General features: G+C 41.0%; 11 protein-coding genes and 1 pseudogene. 3 read left to right on the forward strand and 9 right to left on the reverse strand.

Features of this window, described 5'->3' with window-relative positions; genetic code table 11:
* Window positions 1-125: 125 nt before the first annotated feature.
* The 5 genes and pseudogenes from KVY11_RS11660 to KVY11_RS11680 all read right to left on the reverse strand — a co-directional run.
* A pseudogene (locus tag KVY11_RS11660) lies at window positions 126-863 on the reverse strand (PoNe immunity protein domain-containing protein); the annotation flags it as partial.
* An 80-nt stretch (window positions 864-943) separates the two neighbouring features.
* On the reverse strand, window positions 944-2,011 hold the full coding sequence (locus tag KVY11_RS11665; RefSeq protein ID WP_218289031.1) for a PoNe immunity protein domain-containing protein: 1,068 nt from the start codon (window positions 2,009-2,011) through the stop codon (window positions 944-946).
* A 78-nt stretch (window positions 2,012-2,089) separates the two neighbouring features.
* The gene (locus KVY11_RS11670) at window positions 2,090-3,367 is read right to left on the reverse strand and encodes a type VI immunity family protein (RefSeq protein WP_218289032.1); all 1,278 of its coding nucleotides are present in this window, start codon (window positions 3,365-3,367) and stop codon (window positions 2,090-2,092) included.
* Window positions 3,367-4,365: a hypothetical protein gene (locus KVY11_RS11675; RefSeq protein WP_078426824.1), complete on the reverse strand. Its 999-nt coding sequence runs from the start codon at window positions 4,363-4,365 to the stop codon at window positions 3,367-3,369. Before KVY11_RS11675 ends, KVY11_RS11670 begins: the two co-directional genes overlap by 1 nt.
* Window positions 4,366-4,367: 2 nt before the next feature.
* Window positions 4,368-7,220 (reverse strand): type VI secretion system Vgr family protein, encoded by a 2,853-nt coding sequence (locus KVY11_RS11680; protein WP_218289033.1) that lies wholly within the window; start codon window positions 7,218-7,220, stop codon window positions 4,368-4,370.
* A gap of 1,081 nt (window positions 7,221-8,301) precedes the next feature.
* Between KVY11_RS11680 and atzF the strand changes: the two genes are divergently transcribed.
* From atzF to KVY11_RS11695, 3 genes are read left to right on the forward strand one after another with little or no spacing between them, the layout of a single operon-like run.
* A complete protein-coding gene (atzF, locus tag KVY11_RS11685) occupies window positions 8,302-10,131 on the forward strand; it encodes an allophanate hydrolase (protein WP_218289034.1) in 1,830 nt (609 codons plus the stop codon).
* A 20-nt stretch (window positions 10,132-10,151) separates the two neighbouring features.
* The gene (gene uca / locus KVY11_RS11690) at window positions 10,152-13,754 is read left to right on the forward strand and encodes an urea carboxylase (RefSeq protein ID WP_218289035.1); all 3,603 of its coding nucleotides are present in this window, start codon (window positions 10,152-10,154) and stop codon (window positions 13,752-13,754) included.
* Window positions 13,755-13,757: 3 nt separating this feature from the next.
* Complete coding sequence (locus tag KVY11_RS11695; protein ID WP_218289036.1) at window positions 13,758-14,462, forward strand: GntR family transcriptional regulator; 705 nt, start codon at window positions 13,758-13,760, stop codon at window positions 14,460-14,462.
* Window positions 14,463-14,530: 68 nt separating this feature from the next.
* On the opposite strand, the gene lysM is transcribed toward KVY11_RS11695, so the two are convergent.
* The 4 genes from lysM to fabD all read right to left on the reverse strand — a co-directional run bounded on the left by lysM (window position 14,531) and on the right by fabD (window position 17,291).
* Window positions 14,531-15,004: a peptidoglycan-binding protein LysM gene (lysM, locus tag KVY11_RS11700; protein ID WP_004695352.1), complete on the reverse strand. Its 474-nt coding sequence runs from the start codon at window positions 15,002-15,004 to the stop codon at window positions 14,531-14,533.
* A gap of 246 nt (window positions 15,005-15,250) precedes the next feature.
* Window positions 15,251-15,487: an acyl carrier protein gene (acpP, locus tag KVY11_RS11705; RefSeq protein WP_004695351.1), complete on the reverse strand. Its 237-nt coding sequence runs from the start codon at window positions 15,485-15,487 to the stop codon at window positions 15,251-15,253.
* Between the two features lie 86 nt (window positions 15,488-15,573).
* Entirely contained in the window at window positions 15,574-16,308 is a 735-nt protein-coding gene (fabG, locus tag KVY11_RS11710; protein WP_218289037.1) for a 3-oxoacyl-ACP reductase FabG, read from the reverse strand.
* On the reverse strand, window positions 16,305-17,291 hold the full coding sequence (gene fabD / locus KVY11_RS11715) for an ACP S-malonyltransferase (protein ID WP_010327367.1): 987 nt from the start codon (window positions 17,289-17,291) through the stop codon (window positions 16,305-16,307). The genes fabG and fabD overlap by 4 nt, the downstream gene beginning before the upstream one ends.
* Between the last annotated feature and the right edge of the window lie 70 nt (window positions 17,292-17,361).

Raw genomic sequence — 17,361 nt, forward strand, 5'->3', positions numbered from 1 at the left:
ATTTGATTGTTAGTATGCAACATGAGAAGTTACCTTTATTGATTGAGATTCGACACCTTTAATCAAAATCGGTAACTTCTTCTTTTTCAAGCTCTGTGTCAGATTAAGTCGGAACTAATACATCTTATGTCTGGTTGAGGATGTTGATCATAATAAGGTTCTCGGCGGCTCGCCTCATACCAGTCTTCTAGGTATTGCAGCATTAAAGCTGGACGCTGTTCAGGTGAAGCATTAAACACTTTAATGAGCTTACGATAAGGCAAATGTCGTCTTGCTTCATCTGGTGGAGTTCCACGATCTGCAACAAAAGGAGCAACTAAACGTTCAATTAATCCATCTTTTTCCTGTCCTTCAGGCGTTGCTTCTACATAGTCAATGATTGGCATAATCCGATCCATCTGATCCGCATAACCAGTCAACAGTCCAAAACAAATCAGACGTAAAGCAATATACCAATAGTCTTCTGTTCCTAAACTGATATGCCAAACATATCGACCATCTGCCTCTGGGCTTTGATGATAGTGACTATGAATTTCGGCATATTCTTCTGTCCAGTTTAAAAGATATGGGTAAAGTTCCTGAATAAACGCAATATCTCCACCTGCAGAGTACTGTAATGACATTAAATTTAAGACATCTTTTAATCTTTGATGCCCAGCAGCCATCATTTTACTGGATTTAGCATTTGCCTTATATTTTTGAAAACCATCAGTTACTGAATAAACACCATTAAGAAAAGCATCAAACCGCCTTTGATACATATCTTCTTGTAAGAAACTATCTCTATATTTTCCATAATTTAGTATTTGTTGATTAAACCACTGTTCCCAATCAATATTTAAATCATTTATTTGGTTATTCAACTTTCTTACTCCGGCAACATATCATTTGGTAAAAGTAAAAAACCATCCAAATGAGGATGGCTTTTTCTAAAATGATTAAATTATTTCTCACCATCCCAATACCAATATACTTCTCCCCAATCTAGCTCGATAAGTGCAGGAACAATCTCACCTTGTTTAAAGTATTGTCGTAAATCTGGTTGTGCTGGTGTTCTCCAATAACCTGTTTTAATACAAGCTTCTCCACCCTTAACTTTCATTCGTTCTAATTGTTGATCATCTAAAACTACTTTTGACTGTGTTCGAGCAAAATCAACCAAATCTTTTGGATAGAACTGATGTTCACAATATGACGTATCATCTATATCCAGCAACCACGTTACCGCTGCTGCTTCCCATGACCAATAGCCATAGTAACCTCTTCCTGATCTTAAATCAGTTTGAGGATGCTGATCATAATAAGGCTCTCGGCGGCTCGCCTCATACCAATCTTCTAAATATTGCAGCATTAAAGCTGGACGCTGTTCAGGTGAAGCATTAAACACGTTAATCAGCTTACGATAAGGCAAATGTCGTCTTGCTTCATCTGGTGGAGTTTCACGATCTGCAACAAATGGAGCAACTAAACGTTCAATTAATCCATCTTTTTCCTGTCCTTCAGGTGTTGCTTCTACATAGTCAATGATTGGCATAATCCGATCCATCTGGTCTGCATAGCCAGTCAACAGCCCAAAACAAATCAGACGTAAAGCAATATACCAATAGTCTTCTGTTCCCAAACTAATATGCCAAACAAATCGTCCATCAGCATCAGGACTTAAATTATATAAATGGCTTGCTTCTGCGTACTCTTCTGTCCAATGAAGTAGATATGGATATATTTCTTTTAAAAACTCAAGACTTCCGCCTGCCGAATACTGTAAAGACATTAAATTTAAGACATCGTTTAAACGCTGATGACCTGCCGCAATATAGCCACCATATTTTTTTTCATTTTTATAATTACTAAAACCATCCGTTACGGAATATATCCCATTCACAAATGTATCAAATCTTTTGCTATACATTTTTTGTTCAAGCAAATTATCTCTAAATAAAGCAGGGTCTTTTATTTCTAAACTTAACCACTTTTGCCAATCTATTGTCTGCTCATTTACTTGTATGGACATTTATTAACGCTCCAGCATGTCATTCGGTAAAAGTAAAAAAACCATCCGAAAGAGGATGGCTTTTCTCAAATGATTAACTTATTTTTCACCACCCCAATACCAATAGACCTCTCCCCAATCTAGTTCTGAAAAGGTTGGAAGAATATCACCTTCTTCAAAATACTGTCGTAAATCAGGTTGTGCTGGAGTTTGCCAATAGCCTGTTTGTGGGCATGGCTCTCCACCTTTCACTTTAAGTTTTTCTTCTTCCAATGATAAGTTGCTAACCTTATTGACTCGTTTGCCTTCAGGCCAACTGCTGTCTTCATCAAAACGGGCAATCCATTGGGGAGAACTTTCTATATCAAATCGTGGATTAGGGTCATCATCCCATGCATCTAACGTAGTTAGTTTCAAGTCATTACAACGTATTGGTTTTATCAGGTCATTTGCCCTCACCAATAAATCAGGAATACCCTCTTCAACAGGATAAAGTGACAGTTCCCCAAGTTGAATCCAAAGACTGAATTTTTCAGGATCTGTTGCATCTAGCAATTTGGTGATCTCTATCCGTGGATCATCTAGTTTTAAGCGGATTTGCTCCTCGCTTAAACCTAATTTATCGAGCCAATAGGGAGATAATAAAAAACACCAAGTTGGAGTTCGCAAACCTGCGGCTAACGAAGGTGTGTAGATAAAGCCTTCAGGATCATCGTGAGAATGATTCATATTAGGATGATCTATATCCAGCCCATAAAAGTAATCACTAAAAATACGTTCTGCTGTTTCAAACTCAGGCGAAACAATATTAAAGTTTGTCGAATTTCCAATTTCATAGCCACTATAAGCTTGTATCGGATTAAGTTTAATTAAACAATGTTGAACAAACTGATACCATTTTGACTTATGTTCTCTATACCATTTTTCACCAAATGACAGCTTTAATGTCGTATACCTACTATTATTGTTATCTGAAAATTGAGCACAGAAAACCCAACGGGCACTTTGATTAGGAGAATTCCCTGTAGTTGCTGCTATAAAATATACAGGATACCTCTTAAAACTTTGGTGCATTTCATTGATTAACTCTTTATGAGAAGGCTTCCATTTATTGGCATTTTTCCAGACACCTGTATCCCGATAGCGTCGCTTAAATGGCTTATCAATTATTTTATTTTCAAAATCTTCATAAATATTGATAATTTTATTGGCAATTTCCTCTACTTCATTATCCTGATGGTAAATATAAAATGTGATGTAGGGACAAATGCCAAACTCTTCTTGTTCGTACCCATAAGTGTGATAACTATCTTTTTTAAACTCTGCTATATAGTCAGTCACTTCATCTTGACTTAAAAATAACTCTTCGTCATTCATTATATTTTACCCTTTCCTTTTGACTTCTTTGGCTGTTGCTGTTGTGGTTGATCCTTAGGACTTACATCTTCAGGATAACGAAACAGTGACAACTTAAAGCCCTCACTTGCCGTTATCTTGCTGGTTTTCTTTTCTGCAGCACATTGCTTTTTTAAATCGTCATAAGCCTTAAATTGCTTATCATCAATTCGATCACCTTGAAACTTGATTTCAACTAATGCAAAAATATTGGTCAGAGTTAAAGGTTCACCACGATACTCAGGAATAATAATATCAGCACCAATTGTATTCTTTCCTTTATAGGGCATCGGCCAGAATGGATTGATATCAGAACCTGTACGCTTGATTCGTGTTTTCCCCTCTAATAAAGGTGCAAGGTACTTCTTCGTTTTAACATCATAACCAAAACAGACTTCAGCTTTTAATGGACTTTTCCATTTGACAATTTCATCCATGAATTCAAACATAAAATTTACAGCAAGTTGTTTCAGTCTCACAATGATATATTCATCAACATTTGCTCCTGCCAGTTCTTGAGCACTCATTTTTAGAAGCTTTGCAACAACATCCACTTTACTTTTAGGAACTATATCCTTTAACTTTTTCCCTTTCTGCTTTCTCAACTGAATCATAGGTAGTTGTTCTGCTTTTTCACAAACCTGACTTATGATTGAACGAAATGGTGTCTTTTGTTTGATTGCAGCAGTAATCACATTACTTTTTGTCTGGGGTCTCCCAGATGCAGCTTTGGTATTGTTACTTTGCTTATCACCAGTAGTTAATGTCGTTAGTAAGACCTTTTCTTTTTCCTTATCAATTTTATCTGAAATCTCTTGACCAAGATTTTTCATGATTTTTTTAATTTCTTCTTTAGCCTTTTTAATGTTGTCCTGATAGTTTTTCACCTCACCATAAGCATTAGAAGCTGTACGGTATATTTCATATGCTGTTATTGCATAACCTGCCAATTTAACAACGACAATAATAGCTGGAAGCATCGTTACTCTCCATCCAACTCAGATTCTAGTTTTTTTGATTTTTCTTCTAATTTTGCTTCCCAATTTTCAGTCAATCGCTCGCTTTCTCTCATCACCGATTTATATCCAATAATTCTTTCTCTAGTTTCCGTAACAACCTGCTCTGTAAATCCGTACTCATCTGTAATACCTTCTTTCATTAAATTATTCTGATTATCAGAAATAAAGTACTTATATCCTTTAAAATTTCGACCATCTGCTTTAAATAGTTGATATTGCGCTGAGTAAGGTGACTGAGCAAATTCTAGTTTAGGTAATTGGGGCAAATTAGGTGAAACCTCTCCCCCGCTCATAAACTTATGTTGCCCCGCCTTAACCTCAAACTTTCCACTAGTTGTTGCAAAGACTCCAGAACTATTAATCTTAAGTTCCGAACCATCAGCGATTAATTTAATTTCTTTAGGGCTGGTAATGTAAATGGCATCTTCAGTTGAAATGATCTGAACACCTTTACGTGCTATCAAATCAGCCCCATCTGCTTGAGCCTGTATTTCAACTTTGCCTTGACCTGCATAGAATTTCGCACCATCCTGTGCTGCAAACAAACTGATTTTACTTTGTGCATGTGCAAGTAAATTCTTTTGGGTACTAAAATTAATACTGTCCCCTGCACTGTGACCAATTTGACCATCTGCTGAAAGGTGAACATCTTCATTTGTAGTCAGAGCAATCGAATGGGGGGAGGTCAATATCATTAAAGCTTGTTTAAATGCTTTTGCCTTCGCCTCACTTTCTTGTTCAATTTGTTCAATAAACTCTTTTAGATTATCCAGTATTTCTAATGGATCGGTTTGTTGATTTTTAGCAACTTCACTTAAAGCTTTTGAATTACTTAGACTAGATTCAAATTGTGATTTCGTTTCAGAAGTATCAAGATGATGACCATTTGCTGAATCTTGTCGATAGGTAGAAAGTAATAAACCCTGTTTAGCTCTGAGTGCTCCCCACTGGTCTGTACGCAGTTCAAAACCTTCACCTCGCCCTTCACTGGTGTCCGTTTCTTTAGGATGACTCAAATTCCCTAAGTTCAGTTGTGTCGCACCATGACTGCTTTGTAGTTGGGTACTGATCTGACCCGTCGTGTCATCAAAACGTAGTTGCCCAAAGCCCTCGCCTTGAACCTCTTTTGATCGGATCCCTGCCAGTTTTTTGGTATCAGGCAGTTTGCCTGTATTGTCAAATTTGCTTGGATGACGTTGTGCTTCATGGATGCGCCCCACGACAAAAGGTCTGTCGATATTGCCATCAAAAAAGTCGATAACCACGATTTCACCAATACGCGGTAAGAAGCGTGCACCATAACCTTCACCTGCCCAAGGTGTGAGCACATCAACCCAAGCAGAATCTGTGTCATTGTCATTTGAACCTGCACCGCCATCGTGAGTATTGTCTTCACTACGCGTGAACAGGAAACGGACTTTAACACGCCCCCATTCATCCACGTGAATTTCTTCACCACTTGGCCCAACCACTTTCGCACGTTGTGGTGATGCAATAGGCCGTTGTCGCAGCGGATTGTACTCTGGAACAATACTGATATTACGTCGTTGTAAGACGAGGTGATTGGCTTGGCGTTCTTCTTTATTATTTGTTGTAATTTCAATCTGTTGCCAATTGGTTTGTTTCAACAAAGCTGTGATTTGATCGGTCAAATCTTTAGGTAAATTATTCTGATTATAGAATTTTTTGGATGTGATTAAGAATTCTTTGTCTGAACCACTATGCTGATCAATTTCAGGGTGTTCGTTGAGCTCAAACCAGTAACCCACTTGTGCATCTCGTACGGTCGAGGTAGCCATAAATTGCTTAGCTTGTAAGTCGTAATAGTGTCCAAGATTTTGATTAAACTTTTCAATCTGACCATTGCCTGATTTGGTCGTTCCATCTTCACCTTTAAGGTCTTGTATCCATGCAGGTGAGAAATGCCACGCCTGCTCTAAACCTAGGCTGGCGTTGTCTTGATTATCACTATGGCTATGTTTGCTTTGAACTGAACCCGCACCTTCTTCTACTTCTAAAGTATTTGCTTGCCAATGTTGAATATAAACAGATGTTGGTTGTATAGAACGCTGCCCGACCAAATTTGTAATCGAATCACTGCTTTCTACAGCACTGCTACGATGGAAGCGAATATTCTGACGTTCTAAACTTTGATATTGGGCGTTGTCATCAATAAGTCTAAGTTTTTGTGGTTGAATAGGTTCACTTGAACTGGACACTTTGAGCTGAGACTCATCAATAAGCCAGTTAATCCCCTCTGAAGAGAGCAGCCTTTGGATAAATTCACTGTCCAACTCATTCGCTTGCATCATGAATGGGCGCACATCATATTCTTTGCTTAAACCACTTTTATCCAAAGTCAGACTCGAAGCAAATAAGGGACTACGTTGCTGCCACTCGGCAAAAATAGTTTGAACCACATCAACAACAGACTTCGCCATGAAAACTCTAGAATTACGTCGATGCTTCCATAAGGCTGTCGGGTCTTCCACGGTTAAACGGTATATGGTTAAAGCGCCATCGCTTGCCCCTACATCAGCCTTGGTGATGATGCCCGAAATACGATTGAGTTCTGATTTTTCAGTGACAATATCGACAGCCACCTGACTACCGATAAATTGCTTTAACGGAATATGAGCGGAGGTAGATAAGCAAAGGAGCTGTAACTCTATACCTGCATTCAGTTCATGCGTTCCATCTATGCGCTGAAGGAATACTTGTTCGTTAAGCGAAGTATTGCTGAACTGAATATGAATGGCACGTTTTTGTGCACTAAGTCCAAGTTGCTCTATTGCAGCATAAATATTATTGGGCATCGTTATTATTAAATTTTAAGTTGTGGCTGATTGTACAAAAGTCTCAAAAAAAATCTTTAATTTTTTGTAACTTTAATAAATTTTTTAAGTTTCAGAGCCTTTTTTCAATAAATGACCGATCCATCTGTAAGTTTCTATTTTTATAGTTTTGATATTATCCCAGTCATATTCAGCTTAACCCCATTCATTCCTTTATCCCCCAGAGAAGTATTAAAATTTTATTTTCTTCAAACTGGTTTGCAATTTACTCGAACTTCATTTAGCCCGCTAACAATTACAATCTTCTACATAACCCGCAATTCTTGAAGCTGCTGCTTATCAAGAAATATAGGCCACTCCCCCATAGATACATAGCCTACTGGCAATAGCTTATACATAGAAGCAATTGAGCTGCTATCGACAGACAGTTTAGATCATCACCTTACGCAGGATAAATACAAGTTAAGTACATCAATTATTATTCGAAAAAAAGACCCAGTTATTCATGTCAGATGTTTGAATTGAGATCCAGCCTGCTTATGTATATCAATATATGGCATAGAATTAATTACACAGGAAAGATGAGAAAATCTGAATGCAAAATTATAAGAATAATAGTTTATTATAAGTTATACGCGTGATTTATTGATTATCTCTGCAAATTTCAACGGTTGTATTGGTCAAGAGTTAAATGAAACTTGCAACTTTCCAGATTTGCTATACTTCAAATTACATTAAGTTATACATAAAAATTAAAAACTGAGTGTGTATATTTTCTTTGAATCATCCTATTTTATAATATGTTTTAACCTCAATTCTTTTGGCTTTAATTCACATAAAAAACGAATATGATTTAAACCCTATTTTTAAATAGTTTAACGTCAAACTACCCAAGGCTTGATCATAAAAAGCACCATTAGCTCCCCTATGCGCTTGTTTTGGTGCAACTCTAAAAACACTTAGAATCACTCAATTAATCCAAAGCTTTACTCTCAACCAATTGATTTATAAAAATTATAACTAAAGATAAATAAAATTGATTAGATTGGCATAGATTCTGCATTTTTGTATTCCATCATGTATACAAGTTGGAATGCAAAAAATGAGTCAGAACAAATGCATTGGCTGGACACTTCAAGAATGGCAAACTGCTTATCTCAACCAAGATATTCATCTTGAAGATTTAATCGACTATGTAGCGCAATTACCACAACCTGATCATGCATGGATTTCAATTGCTACGACAGAAATACTGTCCCAACAAATTGAAGCCTTAAAGCAAAAAGCAGAGCAAGCTACAGACCTCAGCAAAGAATTACCTTTATACGGTATTCCGTTTGCAGTTAAAGATAACATCGACGTTGCTAGTTTTGTCACCACGGCCGCATGCAAAGCCCTGACAACTGTTGCTACGCAAGATGCAGAAACCATTCGCCTGCTTAAAAATGCAGGGGCAATAGTTGTGGGAAAAACCAATTTAGACCAGTTCGCAACGGGTCTCGTCGGAACACGCTCTCCTTTTGGCGCGGTCAGCAACACGTTTAATGCTGACTATGTCAGTGGTGGCTCTAGCTCTGGTTCAGCCAGTGTTGTTGCTCGTGGCTTGGTGCCCTTTGCACTCGGAACAGATACTGCAGGCTCTGGACGTGTTCCTGCTGCATTTAACAATATTATTGGGCTAAAACCGACTAAAGGTCGTTTTTCAAATCGTGGGCTACTCCCCGCCTGTAAAAGTTTAGACTGTATTTCGATTTTTGCATTAACGGTAACAGATGCCGACTCCATTGCCCAAACGGTAGAACACTACGATACGTTTGATAGCTATTCACGCCAGCACCCAAAAACTGTACCTGCGAAACTCTCGGCTAAGCCACATTTTGCTATTCCCCAAAAACTGGAATTCTTTGGAGATGACCAAGCTAAATATGCCTTCCAACTGGCTGTAGAACAGTTAAAAGTTCTCGGTGCTGAAATTACTGAAATTGATTTTTCAGCGTTTGAACAGTTGGCAGCCCAACTCTATCAAGGCTCATGGGTGGCAGAACGTACGGCGGCGGTTGCCGAGTTATTGACGCAGCAGCTCGAGGTTTTCGATCCGACAGTACGTGCAATCATTCAAAAAGGTCATGATTTTAGTGCAGTCGATGCCTATAACGCGGAATACTTAAAGCAAGACTTAAGCCGAAAAATTCAAGATACTTTATCCCAATTTGATGCATTGATTGTTCCTACCTCCCCAACCATTCATACCCTTGTAGAAATGGAGCAGTCACCGATCAGTCTGAACTCTGAGTTTGGGACTTATACCAATTTTACCAACCTCGCCGATTTAAGTGCCCTCGCCCTGCCCGCAGGTTTCCGCACAGACGGTTTACCTTTCGGCATCAGCCTAATTGCACCTGCATGGTATGACCAAGCCCTGATTGAATTTGGAAAAATTTGGCAGACACATTTGAACTTAAAGCTGGGGGCTTTAGACCGCTATGCACCCATTCCAGTGCTGCAGAACTCAGTCTCTCCACATCATATCCGTGTTGCGGTGGTTGGGGCACACCTGACTGGAATGCCGCTGAACTTCCAATTGCTCACCCGTGATGCTGTGCTTGTGGAAACCACGCATACCGCTGAACACTATGCCCTATTTGCCCTGAATGGCACGATCCCGCCTAAACCCGGTCTAGCCCGAGTCGATGAACACGGTCAAAAGATCATTGTTGAACTGTGGGATGTACCCACCGCTCGCTTTGGAGAATTTGTCGCAGAGATTCCGACACCACTGGGCATGGGCAATGTCGAACTGGCAGATGGTCGATGGGTGAAAGGTTTCATTTGTGAACCTTATGGCTTAAACGATGCCGAAAACATCAGTCATTTTGGCGGTTGGCGCGCCTATATCCAGCACCGTAACAACTCAAAAGTAGAACAAGCTTAGTCAAATTTAGGAATTTTAAAATGTTTAAAACTGTATTGATTGCAAACCGTGGCGAAATTGCCGTACGTGCAATTCGCACTTTAAAAAAACTGGGGATGACCAGTGTAGCGGTATATTCAGACAGTGACCGTTATGCACAACATGTCAAAGATGCGGACATTGCCATTGCCTTAGATGGCTTAAAGCCATCCGACACTTATTTAAGCATTGAAAAATTGATTCAAGCGGCACAAAAAACGGGGGCTGAAGCTATTTTCCCCGGCTATGGCTTTTTATCAGAAAGCGCTGAATTTGCAGAGGCTTGTGAGAAAAATAATATTGCCTTTATGGGACCAACCGCGACACAAATTTTAGAGTTTGGTTTAAAACACCGTGCACGTGAACTGGCTGCTGCTGCACAAGTGCCTATGACACCTGGGACAGGGTTACTTGAAAGCTTAGATGAGGCAATTTCTGCGGCTACAGAGATTGGTTACCCTATCATGCTGAAAAGTACCGCAGGCGGTGGTGGTATTGGTCTTACCCGCTGTGATAATGAACAAGCCTTAGTTGAAGCTTATGAAAGCGTCAAACGTTTAGGCGCACAATTTTTTAAAGATTCGGGCGTATTTTTAGAACGTTTTATTGACCGTGCACGCCATGTCGAAGTTCAGATTTTTGGTGATGGTCAAGGTCAAGTGGTTGCATTAGGCGAACGTGACTGTTCATTGCAACGTCGCAACCAAAAGGTAGTGGAGGAAACCCCTGCGGCCCATCTACCCGAAACTACACGTCAAAAACTACATCAAGCAGCAGTTGAACTCGGCAAATCGGTCAATTACCGCAGCGCAGGTACGGTCGAATTTATTTATGATGCTATACGTGATGAATTTTACTTCCTTGAGGTCAATACCCGACTACAAGTGGAACATCCTGTCACTGAGATGGTGACGGGTTTAGACCTGATTGAATGCATGCTTAAAGTCGCTGCGGGCGATACACTGGATTGGACTGCACTTAGCAACATCCAACCGCAAGGTGCGGCAATTGAAGTGCGTATTTATGCAGAAGATCCAGTTAAAAACTTCCAACCCAGCCCAGGTGTACTGACCGAAGTTGTATTTCCAGACAATTGTCGTGTTGATACATGGGTTTCAACAGGAACAGAAATTTCGCAATATTTTGACCCAATGATTGCCAAAATCATCGTACATGCGGACACCCGTGAACAAGCCATTGAGCAACTAAAAAGTGTGCTCTCTCAAACTCGTTTAAATGGCATCAGCACTAATTTAGACTATGCACATAGCGTGATCTCTGATGAACGCTTTGCACAAATGCAAATCTGGACACGCCTGCTGGATGACTTTGACTACGTACCGAATGTGATTGAAGTACTCCAAGCTGGCACGCAAAGCTCGATTCAGGACTTTCCGGGACGTGTTGGCTATTGGGATATCGGTGTACCACCATCGGGTCCTATGGATGACTATGCTTTTCAATTGGCCAATCAAATTGTAGGGAATGCTGCTAGCGCAGCAGGTTTCGAGTTCACCCTGCAAGGCCCAAGCCTCAAGTTCCACCAAGACAGTGTGATTGCACTGACAGGTGCGCCATGCCCTGCGCAACTGGATGATAAGCCCGTGACCTTTTGGCAGCCGATTCACATTCGCGCAGGTCAAGTACTCAGCTTAGGACAAGTCGAATCTGGTTGCCGTAGCTATTTAGCCGTCCGTCATGGACTCGATGTCCCCCTATATTTGGGCAGTCGTTCGACTTTTGCTTTAGGGAACTTTGGCGGGCATGCAGGACGCGTGCTTCGTGCAGGTGACATGATCAAACTCGTCAACACAGCCCATCCAAATAGCGATACACCTTTAGCCCCGCATGAACCACAAGCTCTATCTCCTGCACTGATTCCAAGCTATGGCAAACAATGGAAAATTGGGGTGCTATATGGCCCACATGGTGCACCTGACTTCTTTAAACCCGAATATATTGAAGAGTTTTTTGCCTCCGAATGGAGCGTACACTTTAACTCCAATCGTCTAGGCATCCGACTATCAGGGCCAACACCAAGCTGGGCACGTGAAAATGGCGGTGAAGCAGGGCTCCACCCATCCAATGTCCATGACTGTGAATATGCCATTGGTGCGATTAACTTCACAGGTGACTTCCCTGTCATTTTAGCCAAAGATGGGCCAAGTCTAGGAGGTTTCGTTTGCCCTGTAACTATTGCCAAAGCTGAACTTTGGAAAGTGGGTCAGCTTAAAGCCGATGATAAAATCAGCTTTTATCCTTTGACTGTTGAACAAGCCAATGCCTTAGAACAACAACAAATTGAACGGATCGAAAACTTTGCCGACGCAGTACTTCATTCTGAGCTGCCAAGCAGTGATATTCCAACATTCGCAATTCTTGCCAGCTTAGAAGCAACTGATGTGTCCCCACGCACGGTATACCGCCAAGCGGGTGACAGTTATATTCTACTGGAGTACGGTGACAACGTTTTAGACTTGGCGCTACGCTTACGCGTCCACCAGCTCATGCAACTCATTCGCGCAGCCAATATTAAAGGCATATTGGAACTGTCGCCTGGTGTACGCTCGCTGCAAATCAAATACGATGGACTCGCGCTTCCACAGCATCAATTGATCGAATTTCTACTCAAGCTTGAACAGCAAATGGGGGATTTAAGCCAAATCAAGATTCCGTCACGGATCATTCATCTACCCATGGCATTTGAAGACAGTGCAACTTTAGGTGCTGTTGAACGCTATCAAGAAAGTGTCTGTGCCAAAGCGCCTTGGCTACCGAACAATGTCGATTTTATTCAACGCATCAATGGCTTAGACAGTCGTGAGCAAGTCAAAGAGATTATTTTCAATGCTAACTACCTCATTTTAGGCCTTGGTGATGTTTATCTCACCGCGCCCTGTGCAGTACCGATTGACCCACGCCACCGCCTATTAAGTTCAAAATACAACCCTGCACGTACTTTTACCGCTGAAGGTACCGTAGGCATTGGCGGCATGTATATGTGTATCTACGGTATGGACTCTCCAGGCGGCTACCAACTGGTCGGACGCACTCTACCCATTTGGAATAAGTTTAAAAAGAACAAACAGTTTGGCGACAAACAATGGTTCCTAAACTTCTTTGATCAAATCAAATACTTCCCCGTATCTGAGCCAGAGTTAGAGCAATGGCGTGCCGACTTTGAAAATGGTCAAGCACAAATTCAAATTGAAGACACTGAATTTGACTATGCAGCGTATTTACAACTCCTTGAAGATGAAAAAGACAGCATTGCCGAGTTTAGAGCACAGCAACAACACGCTTTTAGCGCTGAAGTGGGCTTATGGAAAGAAAGTGTTGATCATCAAGAACATCTGATTGCAGAAATACCTGATGAGACTGACTACAGCGCCTATGCAGCACTACATGCTTCGATGACCGGTAATATTTGGAAAATATTAGTGGAACAAGGTCAGATTGTGAAAAAAGGTGAAACCATTGCTATCATTGAAGCCATGAAAATGGAATTACCGGTGTACGCTGCGGATGATGGTACTGTCAAAGCCATTATTTGTCGGGCTGGACAAACCGTTCATAGCGGTGAGCCTTTGGTTTATATGGAATAACGCATGCCCAATACGACACGTGCAGGTTCAAGTTCAGACAATTTGTCTGAACTGGTTTACCAGCAAATAAAAAACGATATTTTTGATTTCAAATTGATGCCAGGTGAACGTTTTACCGAATCCGAAATCGCCTTGAGCTATCAGGTCAGCCGCACGCCTGCACGGCAGGCGCTATATCGATTGCAACAAGAAGGCTATGTAGAGGTGGCATTTCGTAGTGGCTGGACTGTCCGTCCGTTGAACTTGCAATACTACGATGAGCTGTATGAGTTACGCATCATGATTGAGCAGTATGCAATTCGAAAGTTATGCAGCAGTGCATCTCAGCCATCTAAGGAAATGAAACACCTACACAAAATTTGGATGGTTGCACCGGAGCAGTATCTGTCGAGTTTAAAAGCCATGGCGAAAATTGATGAAGATTTTCACTGTGCATTGGTTCGTGCCATTGGCAATCAAGAAATGATCAAAATTCACCAAGAGATCAGTGAAAAAATTCGCATTATTCGTCGCCTCGATTTTTCAAAAACAGATCGGATTGCAGCCACCTATGCGGAGCATCAAGCCATTTTGAATTATATAGCACAGCAACAGACAGAGCTTGCCGTTGAAAAGATCAGCGCTCACATTCAACAAAGTCGGGATGAAGTAAAAAAAATTACCTTAGGTATGCTCAGTCAGCATGCTGTTGTGAAAGCAAGTCGCTAAGCACTCGATCAACATTCCACACTCAAATAAAAAAGGCGCTTCATGCGCCTTTTCTTCAACCTTTTAACTTAAGCAGGAATACGTAGGACTTGGCCTGGGAAAATATCATCTGCATCTTTCAATAGCGGACGGTTGGCCTCAAAAATTTTATTGTACTGGTTGGCATCACCATAAAATGTTTTGGAAATTTTCGATAAGTTATCCCCCGATTTAACCGTGTAGAACTTACTTTCAGGTTCAGGGCTCGCCACAGTGAGTTGATCATCGACTTGCGCCACATGGTCAATATTACCGACGGCTAAAACAATCTTTTCTTTATCGGCTTGAGTCTGAACTTGCCCTTTCACGGTCGCCAAATCCGTGGTGGAGTTATAGCTAACTGAAAGTCCCGTCACAGGTAAGCCCAATGCTTTGATATGACCCAATAACTTGTTGGCAATTTCTTGAGCAGATGGCTCTGCTGGTGTGCTTGGTGCAGCTTGAGGCTCGGCTGCTGCTGTATTTTTCTTACCAATGCCTTTAACAAAATCAAAAAGACCCATGTGTATGCTCCATCTTGTTATATCAGTGTTGTTATAGTGAATGCTCAAAAATGAGACACCCTTTTTTATACCCAAAACAGACGGTAGATTTGGTAGCGAAAAGTCCTCTTAAGGTAAAGCTTTGTAAGTTACCCGAGTAAATAAAAGATTTTAAAGGTGAGTTAGGTGCTTTGCATTTTTTGAAAGGCATAAAAAAGCCACCCAAGTGGGTGGCTTTTCCATTCAGCAAAGCTGAAACAATATGTATTAACCTAGTTTCTTAGAAACGTAGTCAATCGCAGATTGTACAGTTGTGATTTCGTTAGAATCTTCATCTGGGATTGTGATGTCAAAGTCGTTTTCGAAAGACATAACAAGCTCAACAAGGTCTAAAGAGTCAGCACCTAAGTCATCCATGAAAGATGCTTCGTTTTTGATTTCTTCAGCCTTAAGACCAAGTTGTTCTGCAACTGCTTGCTTGATGCGTTGTTCGATATCGCTCACAGGAATTCTCCTCATTGCTTGTGGCGTTTTTAATGCCGTTAGTTTAATTGAATCTTTAAAATTTTGAAAGTTTATCCATCAGCCAATTAGCTCATGTATAGACCACCATTTACATGCATTACCGTACCAGTAATGTAATTTGATTTGTCTGATGCCAAGAAGCTCACCGCATTTGCAATATCTTGTGGATCACCTAAACGGTTCAAAGCCACTTGATCGCTCATTTTTTTACGGATATCTTCGCTTAATTGCTCAGTCATTTCTGTTGCAATAAAACCAGGCGCCACTGAGTTTACAGTGATTTGACGGCTGCCCATTTCTTTTGCAAGGCTACGGCTAAATGCTTCAATACCAGCTTTCGCTGCTGAATAGTTGGCCTGACCTGGGTTGGCAAAATGCGCAACCACAGAACTAATATTAATAATTCGTCCAAAACGCGCTTTGGTCATACCTTTTAAAACGCGTTTCGACAAACGGTAAACTGCTTTTAAATGGATATTTAAAATGTCATCCCAGTCATCTTCTGACATACGAAGTAACAAATTATCTTTGGTAATCCCAGCATTGTTCACCAAAACCAACACAGGGCCATAGTTTTGTTCAATGTCAGTTACAAGCGCATCAATGGCAGCACCATCACGAACATCGAGCACTTTACCTGCACCGTGTTCACCGAAGCTTGCAGCCAGTTTTTCTGCACCTGACTCAGATGTCGCAGTACCCACAACAAAATAACCGTCTTGAATAAGTTGCTGAGCGATGGCAGCACCAATCCCTCGACTTGCACCTGTCACGAGTGCAATTTTGCGTTCCTGTGTCATGCAATTTTTCCTTCAGCCACTAAAATGGCATTTAGTGCATCTTCCAAGCGCGATTTACTATCGAGTGGAAATGCTTTTTCAATATTAGGTAGACGTTTTGCCAAGTTTGCCAAAACATTGCCTGGACCACACTCTGCAACATATTGGATCCCTTGATCCTGAATAAACTGCATTGTTTTGGTCCACTGTACAGACTCATATAACTGAGCGGTAAGTGCTTGGCGGACTTGTGCTACATCTGTAGCAATTTCCGCGCCCACATTTTGTATTACAGGTATGCTAGGCAGCTCAATGGCAGTTTGTTCCAAAGCTTGTGCGAACTGTTCTGCAGCAGGCTTCATCAATGAACAATGCGATGGAACAGAAACTGGGAGTGCAATCGCTTTGCCGCTGTTTTCTTTGGCTAAAGCCATGACTGCTTCAACTGCTGCTTTTTCACCAGCAATCACCACTTGACCTTGAGCATTGTAGTTAGCCGCTTCAACTGAACCTTCAGCTTGACTCGAAACTTGTTGGCATAAAGCAACAACTTGCGCATCATCTAAACCTAAGATGGCCGCCATTGCGCCCTTACCCTGAGGTACAGCACTTTGCATCAACTTGCCACGCAAGTTTACCAGCTTGACTGCATCGCCTAAGCTTAGGCTTCCTGCTGCAACCAACGCACTGTATTCACCAAGTGAGTGTCCTGCCAAATACTTTGGTGCAACACCACCAAGTTCTAACCATACACGCCACAAAGCAATGCTGGCAGTTAACAATACCGGTTGGGTAAATTCAGTTTGGTCTAAACCTTCACCAGATTGTGCAATGTGCCACAAATCGAATCCAACCGCTTTAGAGGCTTCTGCAAATGTTGCTTCAACACTGGCAAATTGTTCTGCCAATTCAGCCAACATGCCAACCTTTTGTGAACCCTGACCAGGAAATACAAAAGCTGTTTTTGTTGCCTGAGCGACTTGATCAAGTTGTTTCGCAGACATAAAAAAGTCCTTTCTTGTCTTTGCTCTCGTTTATGGAGCGAAAATTTAACACTTAATTTAGGTCGATGTA

It is taken from the genome of Acinetobacter sp. CWB-G5, assembly GCF_019209785.1.
GTDB lineage: Bacteria > Pseudomonadota > Gammaproteobacteria > Pseudomonadales > Moraxellaceae > Acinetobacter > Acinetobacter johnsonii.